Source organism: Halobacillus halophilus DSM 2266 (assembly GCF_000284515.1).
Lineage (GTDB): Bacteria > Bacillota > Bacilli > Bacillales > Halobacillaceae > Halobacillus > Halobacillus halophilus.
In genome coordinates this window covers 215563-230960 of the sequence record NC_017668.1, presented here as the reverse complement: position 1 = coordinate 230960, position 15398 = coordinate 215563, and the positions used below count along the sequence as shown (strand labels likewise).

At 41.6% G+C, this 15398-nt stretch carries 13 protein-coding genes; 5 read left to right on the top strand and 8 right to left on the bottom strand.

The annotated features are described in order from the left end of the window. The first annotated feature begins 13 nt into the window (after window positions 1-13). From HBHAL_RS01265 to HBHAL_RS01255, 3 genes are all read left to right on the top strand, one after another. Complete coding sequence (locus HBHAL_RS01265) at window positions 14-2836, top strand: EAL domain-containing protein (protein WP_014641510.1); 2823 nt, start codon at window positions 14-16, stop codon at window positions 2834-2836. Beyond that, a complete protein-coding gene (locus HBHAL_RS01260; RefSeq protein WP_014641509.1) occupies window positions 2833-4467 on the top strand; it encodes a thiamine pyrophosphate-binding protein in 1635 nt (544 codons plus the stop codon). Before HBHAL_RS01265 ends, HBHAL_RS01260 begins: the two co-directional genes overlap by 4 nt. A 154-nt stretch (window positions 4468-4621) precedes the next feature. Then, window positions 4622-5422 carry a DUF2935 domain-containing protein gene (locus tag HBHAL_RS01255; RefSeq protein WP_014641508.1) on the top strand — a complete coding sequence of 267 codons (801 nt, stop codon included), beginning with the start codon at window positions 4622-4624 and terminating at the stop codon, window positions 5420-5422. Window positions 5423-5447: 25 nt separating this feature from the next. Here the strand turns inward: HBHAL_RS01255 and HBHAL_RS01250 are convergent, their stop codons facing one another. Further along, window positions 5448-6044 carry a flavin reductase family protein gene (locus HBHAL_RS01250; RefSeq protein WP_014641507.1) on the bottom strand — a complete coding sequence of 199 codons (597 nt, stop codon included), beginning with the start codon at window positions 6042-6044 and terminating at the stop codon, window positions 5448-5450. A gap of 152 nt (window positions 6045-6196) precedes the next feature. Here HBHAL_RS01250 and HBHAL_RS01245 point away from each other — a divergent pair, with 152 nt between their 5' ends. Next, window positions 6197-7609 (top strand): alanine/glycine:cation symporter family protein, encoded by a 1413-nt coding sequence (locus tag HBHAL_RS01245; RefSeq protein WP_014641506.1) that lies wholly within the window; start codon window positions 6197-6199, stop codon window positions 7607-7609. Between the two features lie 55 nt (window positions 7610-7664). On the opposite strand, the gene HBHAL_RS01240 is transcribed toward HBHAL_RS01245, so the two are convergent. Beyond that, window positions 7665-8246 (bottom strand): cell wall hydrolase, encoded by a 582-nt coding sequence (locus HBHAL_RS01240; RefSeq protein WP_014641505.1) that lies wholly within the window; start codon window positions 8244-8246, stop codon window positions 7665-7667. A 180-nt stretch (window positions 8247-8426) separates the two neighbouring features. On the opposite strand from HBHAL_RS01240, the gene HBHAL_RS01235 reads away from it, so the two are divergent. Next, window positions 8427-9008 (top strand): CDP-alcohol phosphatidyltransferase family protein, encoded by a 582-nt coding sequence (locus HBHAL_RS01235; RefSeq protein WP_014641504.1) that lies wholly within the window; start codon window positions 8427-8429, stop codon window positions 9006-9008. A gap of 13 nt (window positions 9009-9021) precedes the next feature. On the opposite strand, the gene HBHAL_RS01230 is transcribed toward HBHAL_RS01235, so the two are convergent. The 6 genes from HBHAL_RS01230 to HBHAL_RS20305 all read right to left on the bottom strand — a co-directional run bounded on the left by HBHAL_RS01230 (window position 9022) and on the right by HBHAL_RS20305 (window position 15390). Then, window positions 9022-9489 (bottom strand): nucleoside deaminase, encoded by a 468-nt coding sequence (locus HBHAL_RS01230; protein WP_014641503.1) that lies wholly within the window; start codon window positions 9487-9489, stop codon window positions 9022-9024. A 52-nt stretch (window positions 9490-9541) separates the two neighbouring features. Then, window positions 9542-10498: a UV DNA damage repair endonuclease UvsE gene (uvsE, locus tag HBHAL_RS01225; protein WP_014641502.1), complete on the bottom strand. Its 957-nt coding sequence runs from the start codon at window positions 10496-10498 to the stop codon at window positions 9542-9544. A gap of 156 nt (window positions 10499-10654) precedes the next feature. Further along, a complete protein-coding gene (locus HBHAL_RS01220) occupies window positions 10655-12028 on the bottom strand; it encodes a hypothetical protein (protein WP_014641501.1) in 1374 nt (457 codons plus the stop codon). 185 nt (window positions 12029-12213) lie between these two features. Continuing rightward, on the bottom strand, window positions 12214-13704 hold the full coding sequence (locus HBHAL_RS01215; RefSeq protein ID WP_158512332.1) for a methyl-accepting chemotaxis protein: 1491 nt from the start codon (window positions 13702-13704) through the stop codon (window positions 12214-12216). 248 nt (window positions 13705-13952) lie between these two features. Further along, window positions 13953-14777: an aldo/keto reductase gene (locus tag HBHAL_RS01210; protein WP_014641499.1), complete on the bottom strand. Its 825-nt coding sequence runs from the start codon at window positions 14775-14777 to the stop codon at window positions 13953-13955. 100 nt (window positions 14778-14877) lie between these two features. Then, window positions 14878-15390, bottom strand: a complete 513-nt coding sequence (locus HBHAL_RS20305) for a DUF4362 domain-containing protein (RefSeq protein ID WP_014641498.1) — start codon at window positions 15388-15390, stop codon at window positions 14878-14880. Window positions 15391-15398 lie beyond the last annotated feature (8 nt).

The following is a 15398-nucleotide window of genomic DNA, read 5'->3' as shown; positions in this document are numbered from 1 at the left end:
TGGAGGTTATGAAATGGCTGAAGAACAAACTAGATATTCTCGCCTAGCGCAAATTACTAAGCTTATCAATACCAAACTTGATTTGCGCGATGTTTTAGAGCACGTCGTAACAGCCATATCCGAAGAAATCACACGCTGTGATTCTGTTGGGATTTACCTGCCACAAGAAGATGGCACCTATAGAGGCTACGTCGGGAAACCTGCTCTTCTAAATGGAATGACGCTTGATATGCATATTGTAGATCCAGAATACGATCAACTTGCAAAAGAAGTCATTGAAACGAAGAAAACCATTTACATTCCAGACACCTCAAAAGACAATCGTCCTGATTCAAGGGCGGTAAATGCGTTCAAAATTAATTCTTTACTTGTGGCCCCTATATTCTATGAAAATGAACTTTATGGATTGGTATTTTTATTCGACTATGGAATTCCTATGGATTTAACCGATGATGAAATAGAGTCCATCAAAGCTTATGTAAATATGGCTGCTGTAGCTATTCGAAATGCTACTAATTTGACCCGTAAAGAAGATTTAATTGAAGAAAAGCAGCTATTACTGGATGTAACCCGCGAACTCTCACTCTGTTCTTCTCTTCAAGAAGCCATTGACAAATGTTTCTATTACTTAAGTAAAGTGTTAAAAAACAATAACATTGGCGCTCATTTCCTTGATCCCGCAGCTGAGTTGCAGATGAAGCCCGTCAGCTTGAGTAAAAACAGTGACTGGACAGAAGATGATTGGAAGAACACACACCAGCAACTAAAGGTTGATTTTAAAAATGATGCTGCTTTCCGCGAGGTTGTCGAAAAGAAACATTCCATCATGATTCCTGACGTTACCATAGATTCAAGACCGAACCATGAGGCATGCACGCGATTTGGTATTAAAGGATTATATATGATCCCCCTGGTAGCTGTAGGAGAAGTACTCGGGACCATAGCAATTGTAAATTTAGAAGAAAAAGGCTATACATATCCCCGTTATGTTCGCCAGCTTGCTGAATCCATAGTGGATGCCACAGCGCCTGTTCTTTTTAATTTAATTTATATGGAAAAACAAGAATGGATCATTAATAAACGCACCTCTGAACTAACGCAAAAGAATAAGGAACTTGAGGAAGCCATCACAGATTTACAAAAAATCAGTAATGAGAAAGAACTTATCCTAAATTCAGCCGGGGAAGGAATCTTTGGTCTTAACTTAGACGGAAAAATCACCTTCGCCAACCCTTCCGCGATCGAACTACTTGGTTATCCGAACGAAGATGGAATCTTGGGACTTTCTTACAAAAAGATATTCTATCAGGTTGACCAGGGTGACCATTTCCGTGAATTTGCGGAATCGGATGATGCCGATAACAATCATGGTCATTCTGATAGTTACTTTCAAAAGAAAAATGGTTCTTACTTTCCGGTCGAATATGTGATTACACCCCAAAGACAAGCTGAGCAGATTGTAGGTTATGTCATTACATTTAAAGATGTGACCTCCAGAAAACAAATGGAAGAAAAAATAAAATACCATGCCTATTACGATATAGTGACGAATATACCCAACCGTGTTTTATTCCAGGACAGGCTCAACCAGGCCTTAACGTACGCCGAGCTCCACAACCGTTCATTAGCCATCCTGTTTTTGGACTTAGATCGATTTAAGAAGATTAACGATACATTCGGTCATGGATTTGGAGATACGGTACTCCAAAAGGCAGCACAGCGTCTCGAGTCTGCTATGCCTAAAGATGCCACCGTTTCGAGACAAGGCGGCGATGAATTCATTATCCTTCTACCGAGCGTGAAGGAAGAGCAGGATGCGGTCAATTATGCGAACAAGATCCTCCAGGTCTTCGAGCAGCAATTCACAATAAATGACCAGGAAATAGCCATTAAAACAAGTATCGGTATTAGTCTTTACCCATCTGACGGATCAGGTGCCGAAGAGCTTATTAAGCATGCCGATTTGGCTATGTACAAGGCCAAGGAGCTTTCAGGGAACCAGTTTCAATTTTATTCATCGGACATCGATAATCGCTCTATAGAAACAATAAAGCTAGAGAACGACCTCTACAAAGCTTTAAACGAAGAAAATTCGTTTATGTTACATTATCAGCCTAAAATGAATCTGGAAACCAATGAGATGATTGGTATGGAAGCTCTAATTCGCTGGGATCATCCTGATTTAGGGCTCGTTCCACCTCAAACCTTTATACCTCTTGCTGAGGAAACAGGGTTAATCACGAGACTCGGAGAATGGGTGTTAAAAGAGGCTTGTAAACAGATGAATCAATGGTACATGAAGGGATATAAGGATTGGACGGTTTCTGTCAATTTGTCGCCTCAGCAATTCAACCAGAACAACTTAGTTAACGTGGTGATGCGTGTCCTTAATGAAACTCATCTACCAGCAGAGAACTTGGAATTAGAGTTGACAGAAAATCTTATTATTCACAATACTTGTAAAACCACGACTACTATTAAAAAACTGAAAAACCTGGGGATTAAAATTTCAATTGATGATTTCGGCACAGGATATTCATCGCTTGGGTACTTAAAGAACTTTCCTGTGGATACCCTTAAAATCGATAAATCCTTTATTGATGACATTACAACTAATAAAAATAATGCAGCGATCACCGATACCATTATCACTTTAGCGAACAGTCTTAAACTTGATGTGATTGCTGAAGGAGTAGAGACGCAGGATCAGATTGATTTTCTTCAAGGCCGTGGGTGCTATTTAATCCAAGGGTTCTTTTTCAGTCGTCCTCTTCCTCCCGGTCAACTGATTGAAGAATTTGCAAAAAAACATTCTAAAAAGGGGTTAAAAAAATGAAATCCGTTCGAGCTGTTCTGGATTACCTAGTGTCAGGAAATGTGTCCAAAATCTTCGGAATCCCTGCAGGGTCCGTTAATGCTTTTTTTGATGAACTTTATGATACACCTTCCATTACACCAATCATTGCTAAACATGAAGGTGCTGCCGCCTATATGGCCGCTTCTTATGCCAAGTATTCTCAGTCTCTCGGAGTCTGTATTGGGAGCAGCGGTCCCGGCGGTACTAACTTAGTTACGGGGGCAGCAAATGCTATGCGGGAACACTTGCCTGTGTTGTTTCTAACGGGCGCTGTACCTGTAAACACTGTTGGACTTAACGCTTCCCAGGAGCTTCATGCAGATCCACTTTATCAATCTGTCACGAAGTACAGTAAACGGGTGGATAAGGCGGAAGACCTTCTCTCTGAAATTCATACGGCCGTAGAAATTGCCCTTACGGGAGTCCCGGGTCCTGTACATATTGCAATGCCGATCGATGTGCAGTTGCACGATATTCCTGCACCCCGGATTCCAGCTTTCCCATCTCGCACTCCCTTACTGCCGGATGACCAGTTAATCCATGAAACGGTTGACAAAATGACGGAAGTCAAAAGTGGTTATATCTTTGCTGGCCAAGGTATACGGGGGTCAGTTAATGATGTGCTTGAATTAGCCGAAACTCTCCACTGGCCGATTGTCACTACTCCGCAGGCCAAAGGATTGATCCCCGATGACCATCCACTTCTCGCCGGTGTATTCGGGTTTGCCGGTCATGAACAAGCTTCCCAGCTGATTAATGATCGTACAAAGGAAGCGGTTCTTATATTAGGCTCCAGTCTCGGAGAAACGGCCACCAATAATTGGAACCCTAATATTAATAAAGACAAATGGACCATACAGGTCGATTTCGATGCTTCTGTTTTCAATCGAAAATATGTCGTAGATACAGCGATTCACAGCGATGTTCACCTTACCGTTTCTTCCATGATCACAGAATTAAATGCACGCGGAAAGAAAAGAAATTCTTATCCTGCGGAGAACAGGGCTAACGTATCTTTGACGGAAGAGTACAATACCTCCAATGTGCTGCATAAGCTACAAGAAATTTTGCCTTCCTCTTCAAGATATACAATTGATATTGGAGAATTTATGGCCTACGTCATTAACCACATGAATGTCTTTCATGAAGACTCCTTTGATATAAACGTGCATTTTGGGGCTATGGGAAGTGGTATTGGCAGTGCTATTGGCGCCAAAATTGCTGAACCGGAACGGCCAACGATTAGTATTACAGGAGATGGCTGCTTCTTTATGCACGGAATGGAGATCCTTACGGCAAAAGAGTACGATATTCCCGTATTGTTCGTAGTTATGAACAATTCACGTCTTGGCATGGTTCATCATGGCCACTCCCTTCAATATAAACGAGCCCATGAACGATTTTCTCAACAACCGGTGGATATTTCTCAAATGGCTGCTTCCTTAGGTGTACCGTGCGCTCGAATTGACCACCTGGGTGAACTTACTGAAGAAAAGGTTCGCCAGTTGCTTCAAACCACCGGCCCATCTTTGCTGGAAATATCTCTGGTAGATGATACCGTTCCGCCTATGGGAGACCGAGTGAAATTCCTTTCATCCTTTGGAAAATAAGATACTGAACCACTCTCAATTCCAGAGTATTAGTAGAAAAGGTTCAAGTCTGTTTCAGCTCGCATCTGCGAGCTTTTTTTATGAGAGTCCTTCGTATGAGCCCCTCCTTTTTTGAATAATTATGGAAGGAAGCTATAGACAAGGGGTGTAGACAATGAAGAGCTTTCAAGAAACAGCTAAGTTCGAGCATCAGTTCTGGCTGCAAATTTTGGGAGACCATGCCAGGTTTATCAGAGATTCGTTATACCCTTCAGAACAAGAAACGATTGAATTGGCTAAGTCTTACGTACAGTTATGGGATGATTATCTCAATCAATCCAGAAGTGGAACCATACAGGATTGGATGACTTTCAGCCTTCAAGCTGGAGAAAAAGTACGAGAATTTCACCGGTTTAAGCTTGATTTACTTGAGCGCTCTCTCTTTAGTCAAATCAAGATCCACCTTCCTCCCACTTTTATTAATCACATGGTAAATGAACTGGAAGAGTATATGCTGGTTATTGGCTATTTAGGAAAAAGAGAAGTACCGCCTCTCTTCCATGAGCTGCATCACCATCTCCTTTGGTTAATGGACGCTTCAGGACACGCGGGAGCTATTAATGATGAACTGGATGGTGTGGAAAAGCGCTTGAAAGAAAAAAGCGATAAGTTTACGAAGCATTTTGAGCAATTTTACTTAAAAGCCGTAGAAATGAAAGGGTACCTGCGCACGAATCGCCAATCCTTTCCAGCATTAAGAAAATTTAACGATGAAGTAGCTCTTGAAATGAAGATTTTTAAAACCTTTCTGAGAGAACTGGAAGAAATGGAGATGAATGCCGAACTACTAGGTACTTTTTCTACTTTAATGGCAGACCATATGGCTCGCGAAGAATGTTATTACTTATTTAAAATAGCTGAGTCTACACAGGGAGAGCACCCTTCCTGTGACCCTACAAAGCCCCGTACGGAATAAAAAAGCACCCACATTGGGTGCTTTTTTATTCTGGCAAATTCTCATTTGGAAGCTTGTAGAATTCACGGATATAACTATAATCTCCTGCCATACGCCCCACAGGTTTCAACTTATAAGGGTCAATCTTATCTGTTTCCATATACACTTCCTCCCTAACATGATAGCCAACAACCTGTCCAAGAATTAGCTGGTTGAGCCCCAGGTCAATGATCCTGTCGAGCTCACACTCCATGCTTACGGGTGAATCCGTAACTAGTGGAGCTTCTACGTATGCCGCTCGTTCTGTCCTCGTTCCTGCCTTTATGAATTCATCTGTTTCTCTCGGATGAGCTTTGCTGCTTTCATGCATCTGATTGGCAAGCGACTCAGATACGATATTCACGACAAACTGGCCGGTCTCTTTAATATTAGTCAGTGTATCTTTTTCCCGTTCTACATTTCCCACTGAAAAACATAACGTAATGGGGTCCATTGAAGCTACTGTAAAAAAGCTGAATGGCGCTAAATTGCGTACACCATCAGTACTTTCTGTAGACACCCATGCAATCGGTCTCGGTACAACTGCGCCTTTGATCAACTTACTCATATTATGATCTTTGAAATGGTCCTTATGGATTAACAAAGCTTATCCCTCCTGAGAGCCTTTATAACCATCATACGCGAACCACTTTTCATTCTCATCTCTCTTGCTCATTTTGTGTTTAATTACAACATTTTAGGGAATATATGGATTAATTCACACAAAATTTCTAATACTTTAAAGGAGGCCTTTAATTGGGACAATTATGGAGTAGTATAGAGCAAGGGATTGCTGACTTGTCAGATTTTTTATGGACGTATCCACTTGCTATTATTCTGATTGCAGGAGGTATTTTCCTTACCATTAGAATCAAATTCTTTCAATTTCGCTTCTTTGGTCACGTTCTCCATCAAACCATCGGTCAGATCTTCAAGAAAACCGATAAAAAAGGTACCATCACCCCATTTCAAGCATTCACCTCTGCCTTAGCCTCTACTGCAGGAGCCACTAATATTGTTGGTGTTCCTATTGCCATCTCCTTAGGAGGTCCCGGAGCATTATTCTGGATGTGGATTATTGCTCTCATAGGAATGGCGACAAAATACTCTGAAATTCTGCTGGGTATGAAGTACAGGGAAAAGAACGAAAAGAACGTTTGGGTCGGGGGACCTCAATATTACATAAAAAAAGCCCTCGGCTGGAAATGGCTTTCCTCAGCCTTCGCGTTTTTTCTTATGCTTGAACTGATTCCAAGTACGATGGTACAGTCCAACTCCATTGCCACACAGGCCGAGGGAGCATTCGGCTGGCCTGTTTATATTACAGGAGCTGTGGTATGTGTCGCTATTGCTGCTGTCGTATTCGGAGGTATTCAGCGTATCGCCAAGATTACCGATAAATTGGTGCCGGGTATGGTACTTATTTACTTAACCGTCTGCCTTTATGTCATCTTTGCCAATGTCGGTCAGCTTCCGGAAGTATTCAGTTTAATCTTCACTCATGCTTTCACTCCGGTTTCTGCAACAGGAGGATTCGCTGGCGCGGGTGTAGCTCAAGCTCTACGCTGGGGGATTGCCCGCGGTCTGTATTCTAATGAAGCAGGACTGGGAACAGCTCCTATTGCTCATGCTGCCGCGAAGACAGACCACCCTTCCAGACAAGGTCTCTGGGGAATATTCAGTGTCTTTATTGACACGATTGTTATCTGTACCATTTCGGGCATCACCGTTCTAGTTACCGGAGCATGGAAAGAGGTTGGGGGAACGGAAGCTTCCAACATGATTAACATTGCCATTGGCACAGAGTTTGGAGATGCCTTCGGAAGTACATTTATCTCCATTTTTCTATTATTCTTTGTCATGACGACCATTGGGATCCTGGTATTCTATGGCGAAAAACAAGCGGAGTATCTATATAACCTTAAATTTGCCCGTGTTATGAGGATCGTTTATATTTTAGCGGTTTTTGTCGGAGCCATCGGCGGGCTGAAATTTGTGTGGCAATTCCTTGATTTGCTGCTGGCCTTTGTACTACTAGCCAATATTATTCCGCTCCTATTCCTGCATAAAGAAATTGCAGCCCTTACAGATGATTATGTGAACCGGGTATATAAGAAACGTAAAAGTAAACAAGAAGTGGAACTGTTTGATGATGAAGAAGCCGGTTAAATTATTTAAATAAGACAAAAAAAGCAAGCATGGCTAACCATGCTTGCTTTTTATATTACCGTAAGAATACGTGATCACCAATTACTGTAGTCACTTCTTTACTGCTGAGGTAACTGCTGGAAGCTTTCGAAGGGTTATAGAAGAAAAGAGACTCTCTATCGTATCCCTGATAAGCTACGGCTTCCTCTACAGCCTGTTTCGATTCCTGACTGGCAGGCTGCTCGATCGTCCCGTTCAATACTGGAGAGAATTGAATTCCATCGTAAATCACTCCATAGATGGAGTCTGGGAATTTATCGCTTTCTACACGGTTTAAAACTACCGTCGCCACGCCCACTTTACCTGCATAACTTTCGCCTTTAGCTTCCGCCTCAACTAAGCGGGCAAGTAAATCTTTCTCCCATTCTTCAGGCAGCACAGGCATCTGCAACTGTTCTCCCGGATAAATCATATAAGACGATTTATCATTGACCGCCTTCAGCTGATGGGTAGAAATGCCATAGTTCGATGCAATGCTATATAAGGAATCGCCCTTTTGGACGGTATAAGTTTCTTCAGCGCCTTCAGCCTGCGCAGGGAAAGTAAATGTGAATATTCCAGCAAACACCAATAAGGAAATCATTAAGTTCTTAAACATATGCAATCAACCTCCCTGAAATAATCTATTTCACACATTAACATGGGAGGTTAAAACTTTTCACTATTAATTCTTTCCAACATTACCAGCTGTATAATGTACGGAATAGGAGCTTAAATGATTTTATGAACCACTAGAAAGGGTTAGAATGAGAGAAAAAGAGAAAAGCAGGTGATTTTAATGTTAGACACGCACGCCAGAAAGTATGTACAGCCATCTATAGAAAAAACCGCTTCTTTTTTATTAAGAAGAGGAAGGACCCCCAATCAGATAACCATTCTCGCACTTATAGTAGGTCTTTCTACCAGTCTTCTCTACTTAAGCGGTTATCCAATAATAGGAGTCATCGTATTATGGATATCAGGTTTTTTAGACGCTGTTGACGGGACGATGGCACGCCATACTAAATCCTCTCCCTTTGGAACCGTCATGGACGTTACGTTCGATCGAATCGTGGAAGTAGCTATGATTGTGGCGATTGCCTATTTACATCCCGAAGTCATGTGGCCACTACTACTGTTAAGCGTTTCGATCATTATTTCCATGACGGTTTTCCTAGTCGTAGGGGCAGTTTCTGAAAAGGCAGGTATCAAGTCATTTTATTATCAAGCAGGAGCGGCTGAACGATCAGAAGGCTTTATATTCTTTAGTATTATGCTTCTGTTTCCCAACTTCCTTCTATGGTCCACTCTTCTTTTCTTCGCTGTGGAATTGTTTACAGGAATACAAAGGTTCATAGAAGCAAAGCGAATCCTGCAGTAAATGGAAAGGAAACTTAATACGCTGATTTATCTTCTTTCCTCTCCCACTTCTTAAAAGGAAGCGCTGCATCCTGTACGTTTATCCTGCGGAAAGGTAGAGATCTCTCCTGTGGATCCTTTGAAACTTCTTTATAGATCAGATTATCATCAAAACCTGCCCGTGAGGCATCATCTCTTCCTGCCGCAAAGTACACCTGATCAGGACGCGCCCAATAGATAGCTCCCACACACATAGGGCAGGGCTCACAGCTTACATAGAGCTCGCATCCTTTCAATTCAAAATGTTTCAGAGTTTCGCACGCACTTCGAATCGCCTGCACTTCCGCGTGCGCTGTTGGATCCATCTTCTCTGTCACTCTGTTACCTGCTTCCGCAATAATAGTCCCTTCTTTTACTACAATGGCAGCGAATGGACCTCCATCGTGATCCACATTGTCAGCGGCTAATTGAATCGTGTACTTCAGGTATTCTTCGTCAGTCATCTTCTACACCTCCTCTTGCGGAATTTCATTTCTGCGTGGGTTTAATCCACTTTTAAAAATCAAGCTCTGCCCCTTTTAACCGCTTCACACCTCTCTGAGCGGCCAGGTCTTCTACAAGCTTCAATAGAGCACGATCCTTTTCCTTAGCCTCAATCATGACATCAATCGGCTGCTCTGTCTGTTTCACTATCTTTAGAAAAGGGGTTACAAACGCTTCATCTACATGATCTGCATGACTACGATAAGCCCCTTCGCTCTTTGGAGAAGATAAGTGAACTTTAGGTGGAAGCCCGTATCCGGACCACGTTTCGTAAAACCTTGGCAAAAGTTCAGCTAGATCTTCCTCAGCGGTATGGTTAGCCATGTAATGATGATAGTCAAACATCATGGGAATCCCTTCTTTTTCGCATACTTCCAAGGTTTCTGTAGTGGTGTACGTTTTATCATCATTCTCTAAGGTCATTTGCTTTTTGATAGGATCTGGCAATTGCTTTATATTTTCATGAAAGCGCTCCAGGGCAGCTGATTTATCCCCATAGGCCCCTCCGATATGAAGATTAATATGAGATTCATGATGGAGACCCATCACTTTTAATAAAGCATAATGATATTCCATGTCTTTAACGGCATTCTCTGTCACATGGGGTTTATCACTCGTGAATAGTGTGAATTGATTAGGGTGAAAACTCGTTCTCAGCTCATGTCTCTTAACGAGCGTACCAATTTCAGCATACAACTCCTGGAATGGTGTAATATAATCCCACTCCACTTCGTCATGGGTGGCTAATGGAACAAGTGAGGAAGAGAACCGATATAGTGGTATTTCATGTGCAATATTGTAATGAATGGCCCTGAGTGTATGCTGTAAATTTAGACGGGTAATTCTTTGCAGCTCAGGCAGCCGCTCTTCTTCTTGTAATTTTTTGTATCTTGAAAAGGTCATGGTTTTTGCCGGGGTGGCTTCCCAAAGGGAGAGTGCATGGGCTACGTATCCGAACCTTATGATCATTTAAATAAACTCCTTCTTCACTGCTTGAATGTCTATCAATATATTCCCCTTTTCTCAGGTGTTTAATATACTTGCAGCATTTTCATTCATGATTTTCAGCGACAAAAAAAGAATCTTCTTGAAGAAGATTCTCGTCTTTATACAAACACTGGACTTTTAGTAAATGTAAAGCGTTATCATAGAAACAATTATACCTATAAATCCGCACATTAAAGTGTACGGAAGATTTTTTAAAACAATTTGATAAGGATTGACCCCTAAACCGACAGACGTAATCGTTACAATAAGACCATATGGAGCTGATGGAACCGTAGCAATTGCGCAGCTTGCGAGTAAAATCGTCAAAGTTACTGAAGGCAGCGCTTCTATTAACAGACCGCTGACTCCCCCAAAGATCCCCATCGTAGCAATTGGGTGCACGCCGAGCAGGGTTAACACAAGAAATGCAGCTTGAATAAACAACATAATGAGGATAGGGCTGCCTTCCAAAGCCACAATTGGATCCTGTAAATATTGCAAAAACGGTGAAGCATTCAAGGCCTCCGTAAAAAACGATAACGACAATAATAACACGATGAAATTATTTAAGTTATTCGTCTGTTTTTTCCATGTCGGCCAACCAATCTGCTGGAAACTGGTTTTTCTTTTTTTTACGACAGCCCATATAAAAGCAAATGGGAATATAGCAATGGTGACGGCAAATAGAAAGTCAAATTGAACGACATTTGCCAGGAAAACAACCACCACTAAAAATAGAACAAGAGCAGCTATAAATTCCACCAGTTTCTTTTTTTGGAACTGGGGATGGCTTGATGTCAGTGAATTACTTCCTATATCATGCTTTCGAAAAATGAGCTTTCCGATAGTCGAGTCCAATGTGATTCCAAGAATGGCAACGAGCAGCATCCAGGGCAGCACTTCCAAGTAATTCGCGCCTGTAATGAAGATGGATGTAGCCAATAATATTTCGAGTGGACTCCACAGTAATGCAAGAGAATACCCTCTAAGCGTCGCCATGGCTATGAAGCTATTTCTGATTTTTGTTTTAGCTTCTTTTAACTGCTCTTTCAGCAAGTCTTGCGAGATTGTAGCTGATGATAAATTCAAAAAAGCAGCCAGCGAGACCATCGTTACTTCACTTCGTATGTACAAGGATCCCATACCTTTCACATTCCCGCCGAGCAACGACTGCAGCAATTTATTATATCTTCCAGCTTTCACTACGCTATTCATCCATGGAAGCATAGAAAGAAGAAAAAGCAGACTTATGTTTCCAGCAAAGTAAGAAGGTATTTCATTTACAGAGACGTCACTCGATATAAAGAAAAAAATGCCTATCGCTAACAGCACAACACCAAGGATTCGGAACACCTTGTCAGACCTGGGAAAATTAATAATCAACATCACTATTCCCATGACCCCAATGACAAAGAATAGAATATCATTTGCCCAGAATACGTGAACAATATTTAGCAAGAACACCAATGAGTAAAAGATGTATAGATAATTTGTAATCTTTAAATTCTGCATAACCTCACCTGCCCATAGGCGAACGATACATTGGATATAGGATGAGTTCGTCTACTTATTTTTACCAATGATCTCATCCTATCGGTTACAATGATTATTTTCAAGAAACTTGAATTTCAGGATTGGGTTTATTTCCTATCCTTAAAAAGAGCCCTGATCAACTTCACCGTTTTCTACCGCTCCTGCTAGGATACTTTTTCAATACTCATCCCATCCACTAACTCTTGAAGTTCATAGGTTAATTGATTTAGCTGATCAACAACAGCTTCTAATTCCTGAGACATGGCCAGCTGTTGTTGAGAAGCTGCGGCTATTTGCTCACTGCTTGCTTCGTTCTCTTTAGCAGCATTTTTCAGCTCTTGCATGGAAGCTTGAACCCCAGCTCCACTTGTACGGATTTGGGAAGAACGCTGTCCAGTATCTTTTATCCGGGGAGTAACTTCCGATGTAGCTTTCTGGATAACATTTAATGATCCTTCAGCATTCTCCATCAATTTGTATCCTTCATTTATCTTTAAAGTACATTCATTCATTTCTGAATGGATGACCGCTGATTCTTCCTGAATACCCGATACAACTTTGTGAATGGATTGTGCAGAGTGACTCGACTGGCGGGCTAATTTCCTGACTTCTTCAGCTACAACGGCAAACCCTTTTCCTGCTTCTCCTGCTCTTGCTGCTTCAATAGAAGCATTGAGGGCTAAGAGATTTGTCTTTTCGGTAATATCCCTTATAACAGAAACGAAAGTGGAGACTTCACCCGTCTGATTCAAAAATTGGGCGAATAGCTTTTCTAACTGCTCCACTGAGCGATTGGCCTCCTGAACCCTGTTGCGTGCCTTACCAACAACAGATGCTCCTGCAAGCGACTGTTCATTAGCAAACTCAGAGTGGTCCTCTACTTCCTTTATATGTTCATCCATTTCTTTAATCGTTTGCAGCAGCTCTGCCAGCTTTCCCGTGTTTTCTTCTGCCTGGCCTCTTTGAGTAACAGCCGCTGCATTCATGGTTTGAACAGAACCAGCCATATCCTGAGCAGAATTGGCGCTTTCATTTGTTTCACGCTGAATGACCTGCGCCAGCCTCCCAAGCTCGACCACGCTTCGGTTCACATGCTGGACGACTGCTTCGTACGTCTCTGAACTAAGGCTGCGCTCCTTCTCTATCTCTTTTTCTAAATTCCTCTTATGTAGAATTAAGATGAGCGTGGCTCCATAGGTTAGCAAAAGGAACACAGCGTGAATCATAAGCAAAGAGAATTTGTAATTTGGTGTCCCGCACAACAGCACAGGAAAAAAGAAATACCCAACTAAGTGATGGACGGCAAATATACCCGCGCTGATGCTAAGCATGGCGATAGAGTTATAATAGGCAATTAAAGCAAGAACCATAAATATAGAGAAATGATATTCAACTAACCCGTCGCCTGAAGCAATGATGAGCATTGAGCCGTGAGTTAAGGCTAAGGTAATGATTAATGGAAGTATGCGGTGATTCGGGTTCGTGCGAAAAAGAGCGAAACCTGTGAATACAAGAGCCGCCGTTATCCCTAAAAGGATATAAAGCAGGGTATTCATAGAAGGTGAAAGATTATTAACCCCCATAAGCAGGGAGTAAGACTCTAAAAATCCAAAAATACGGTGCAAAATATAAACCGTCACTGCAATTATAAGCACTCCGAAAGAAAAACATAACATAAGTAGATTCCCGTTCAGCCTTTTAACCATTACTTTTTACCCACTCCCGTTTTTGTATCTATCTTTACGTAATACTAATGAACTATACTTAATAATACTAATTATTTGATTACTCTACTACTAATGCGCCTTTATGTATGTATTAATATTCTACTTATCCCTCTGCACCTGCTTGTATAAAAAAAGCTGCCGGAAAACCAGCAGCTTCATTCTTTCCTACATTCTTTTTATCGGATGTTCATCTCAGAAGGTTTAGGTCCTTTTCTTTCTCCGCGGTCTAATTTATTAATGGAGTTCATATCCTCTGCCGTCAGTTCAAAATCGAATACATTGAAGTTTTCTTCGATTCTTGAAGGTGTGACTGATTTTGGAATAACAATGGTCTCGTTTTGCAAGTGCCAGCGGATTATGACCTGGGCAGCTGTTTTATTGTGCTGCTCTGCTATTGATTGAATGGTTTCGTCCTTCAGCACTTCTTTTCCTTGCATTAGTGGACTCCACGCTTCCAGATGGATACCATTTTTGCGGCAGAAATCTTTCAGTTCATTCTGAGCAAGATACGGATGGCATTCGACCTGGTTAACGGATGGTTTTACTTCACATTCTTCCATCAGACGCTCAAGATGGTCAATATCAAAGTTACACACGCCGATCGCTTTTACTTTTCCATCCTTCTGCAGCTGTTCCAGTGCTTTATAAGTTTCTACATATTCATCGTATTCAGGAGTCGGCCAATGGATTAGATATAGATCTACATACTCAAGACCTAGCTTATCCAGACTAGTCTCAAGCGCTTGAATCGTGTTGTTATATCCTTGGTCGGCGTTCCAGACTTTGGTCGTAATAAATAGTTCGTCACGGCCTAAACCACTTTGCTTAATAGCTTCGCCAACCTGTTCTTCATTTTTATAAGCAGCAGCCGTATCTATATGGCGGTATCCTGTTTCAAGCGCCTTTGTTACAGCGGCTACTGCGTCTTTCTGTTCTACTTGCCATACTCCAAATCCTAGTTGAGGCATTTCCACATTGCTATGAAGTGTCATGGTTTTCATAAAAAACTCCCTTTCTTATTAAAGGTTTACAGAGGCAGTGTAGCACAGATGGATTTCCAAATGCTTCTATTCTGCTTACCTTATAAGAAAGAGAGATCTCTTAATATTCATTATAGTCGGTTTGATAAATTTCTACAGACCTTTCATGACCACAAGTTAGTTGATAAGCGAGTGTACCCTCCTGCTCTTCCTTATCGATACTCTGACATGTCTTTGTCGTTATTTGCCCATTCCCGAGCTTATCTCTTCGATTATCGTGTTTATAATTTATATCTTCCCCGTTAAAAGAAAGATCAATAAAAATGGGATCTCCTTCTGTCGTACGTCTCACAATGTGTACCTCATCCACGGTCCCTTGCTGAACATTCTGAATAAAAGCATCCAGCTCCTCAATAATCTCAACTTGTTTTTCTACAGCCTTATCCTCAGGTTCTTCTTTGTTCATATCAGCAGAATCCTCCGTACCTTTTTCTTCTTTACTATCCGGTTCCTGGTCTTCCTGCTCCATCGTGCTATTTTCCTGTTCCTTCTTGGATTGATCAGTTTCCTCTTCGGTGCTCTCACCACAGCCGGTTAGCAATAAAGCAAGCAATAAAATCTTCCATATTTTCATGCTTGATC

Excerpts from the sequence above, each read along its gene's own strand:
- HBHAL_RS01265 (WP_014641510.1), top strand. The coding sequence starts at position 14 with ATGGCTGAAGAACAAACTAGATATTCTCGCCTAGCGCAAATTACTAAG.
- HBHAL_RS01260 (WP_014641509.1), top strand. The coding sequence starts at position 2,833 with ATGAAATCCGTTCGAGCTGTTCTGGATTACCTAGTGTCAGGAAATGTG.
- HBHAL_RS01255 (WP_014641508.1), top strand. The coding sequence starts at position 4,622 with ATGAAGAGCTTTCAAGAAACAGCTAAGTTCGAGCATCAGTTCTGGCTG.
- HBHAL_RS01240 (WP_014641505.1), bottom strand. The coding sequence starts at position 8,246 with ATGTTTAAGAACTTAATGATTTCCTTATTGGTGTTTGCTGGAATATTC.
- HBHAL_RS01235 (WP_014641504.1), top strand. The coding sequence starts at position 8,427 with ATGTTAGACACGCACGCCAGAAAGTATGTACAGCCATCTATAGAAAAA.
- HBHAL_RS01230 (WP_014641503.1), bottom strand. The coding sequence starts at position 9,489 with ATGACTGACGAAGAATACCTGAAGTACACGATTCAATTAGCCGCTGAC.
- uvsE (WP_014641502.1), bottom strand. The coding sequence starts at position 10,498 with ATGATCATAAGGTTCGGATACGTAGCCCATGCACTCTCCCTTTGGGAA.
- HBHAL_RS01220 (WP_014641501.1), bottom strand. The coding sequence starts at position 12,028 with ATGCAGAATTTAAAGATTACAAATTATCTATACATCTTTTACTCATTG.
- HBHAL_RS01210 (WP_014641499.1), bottom strand. The coding sequence starts at position 14,777 with ATGAAAACCATGACACTTCATAGCAATGTGGAAATGCCTCAACTAGGA.
- HBHAL_RS20305 (WP_014641498.1), bottom strand. The coding sequence starts at position 15,390 with ATGAAAATATGGAAGATTTTATTGCTTGCTTTATTGCTAACCGGCTGT.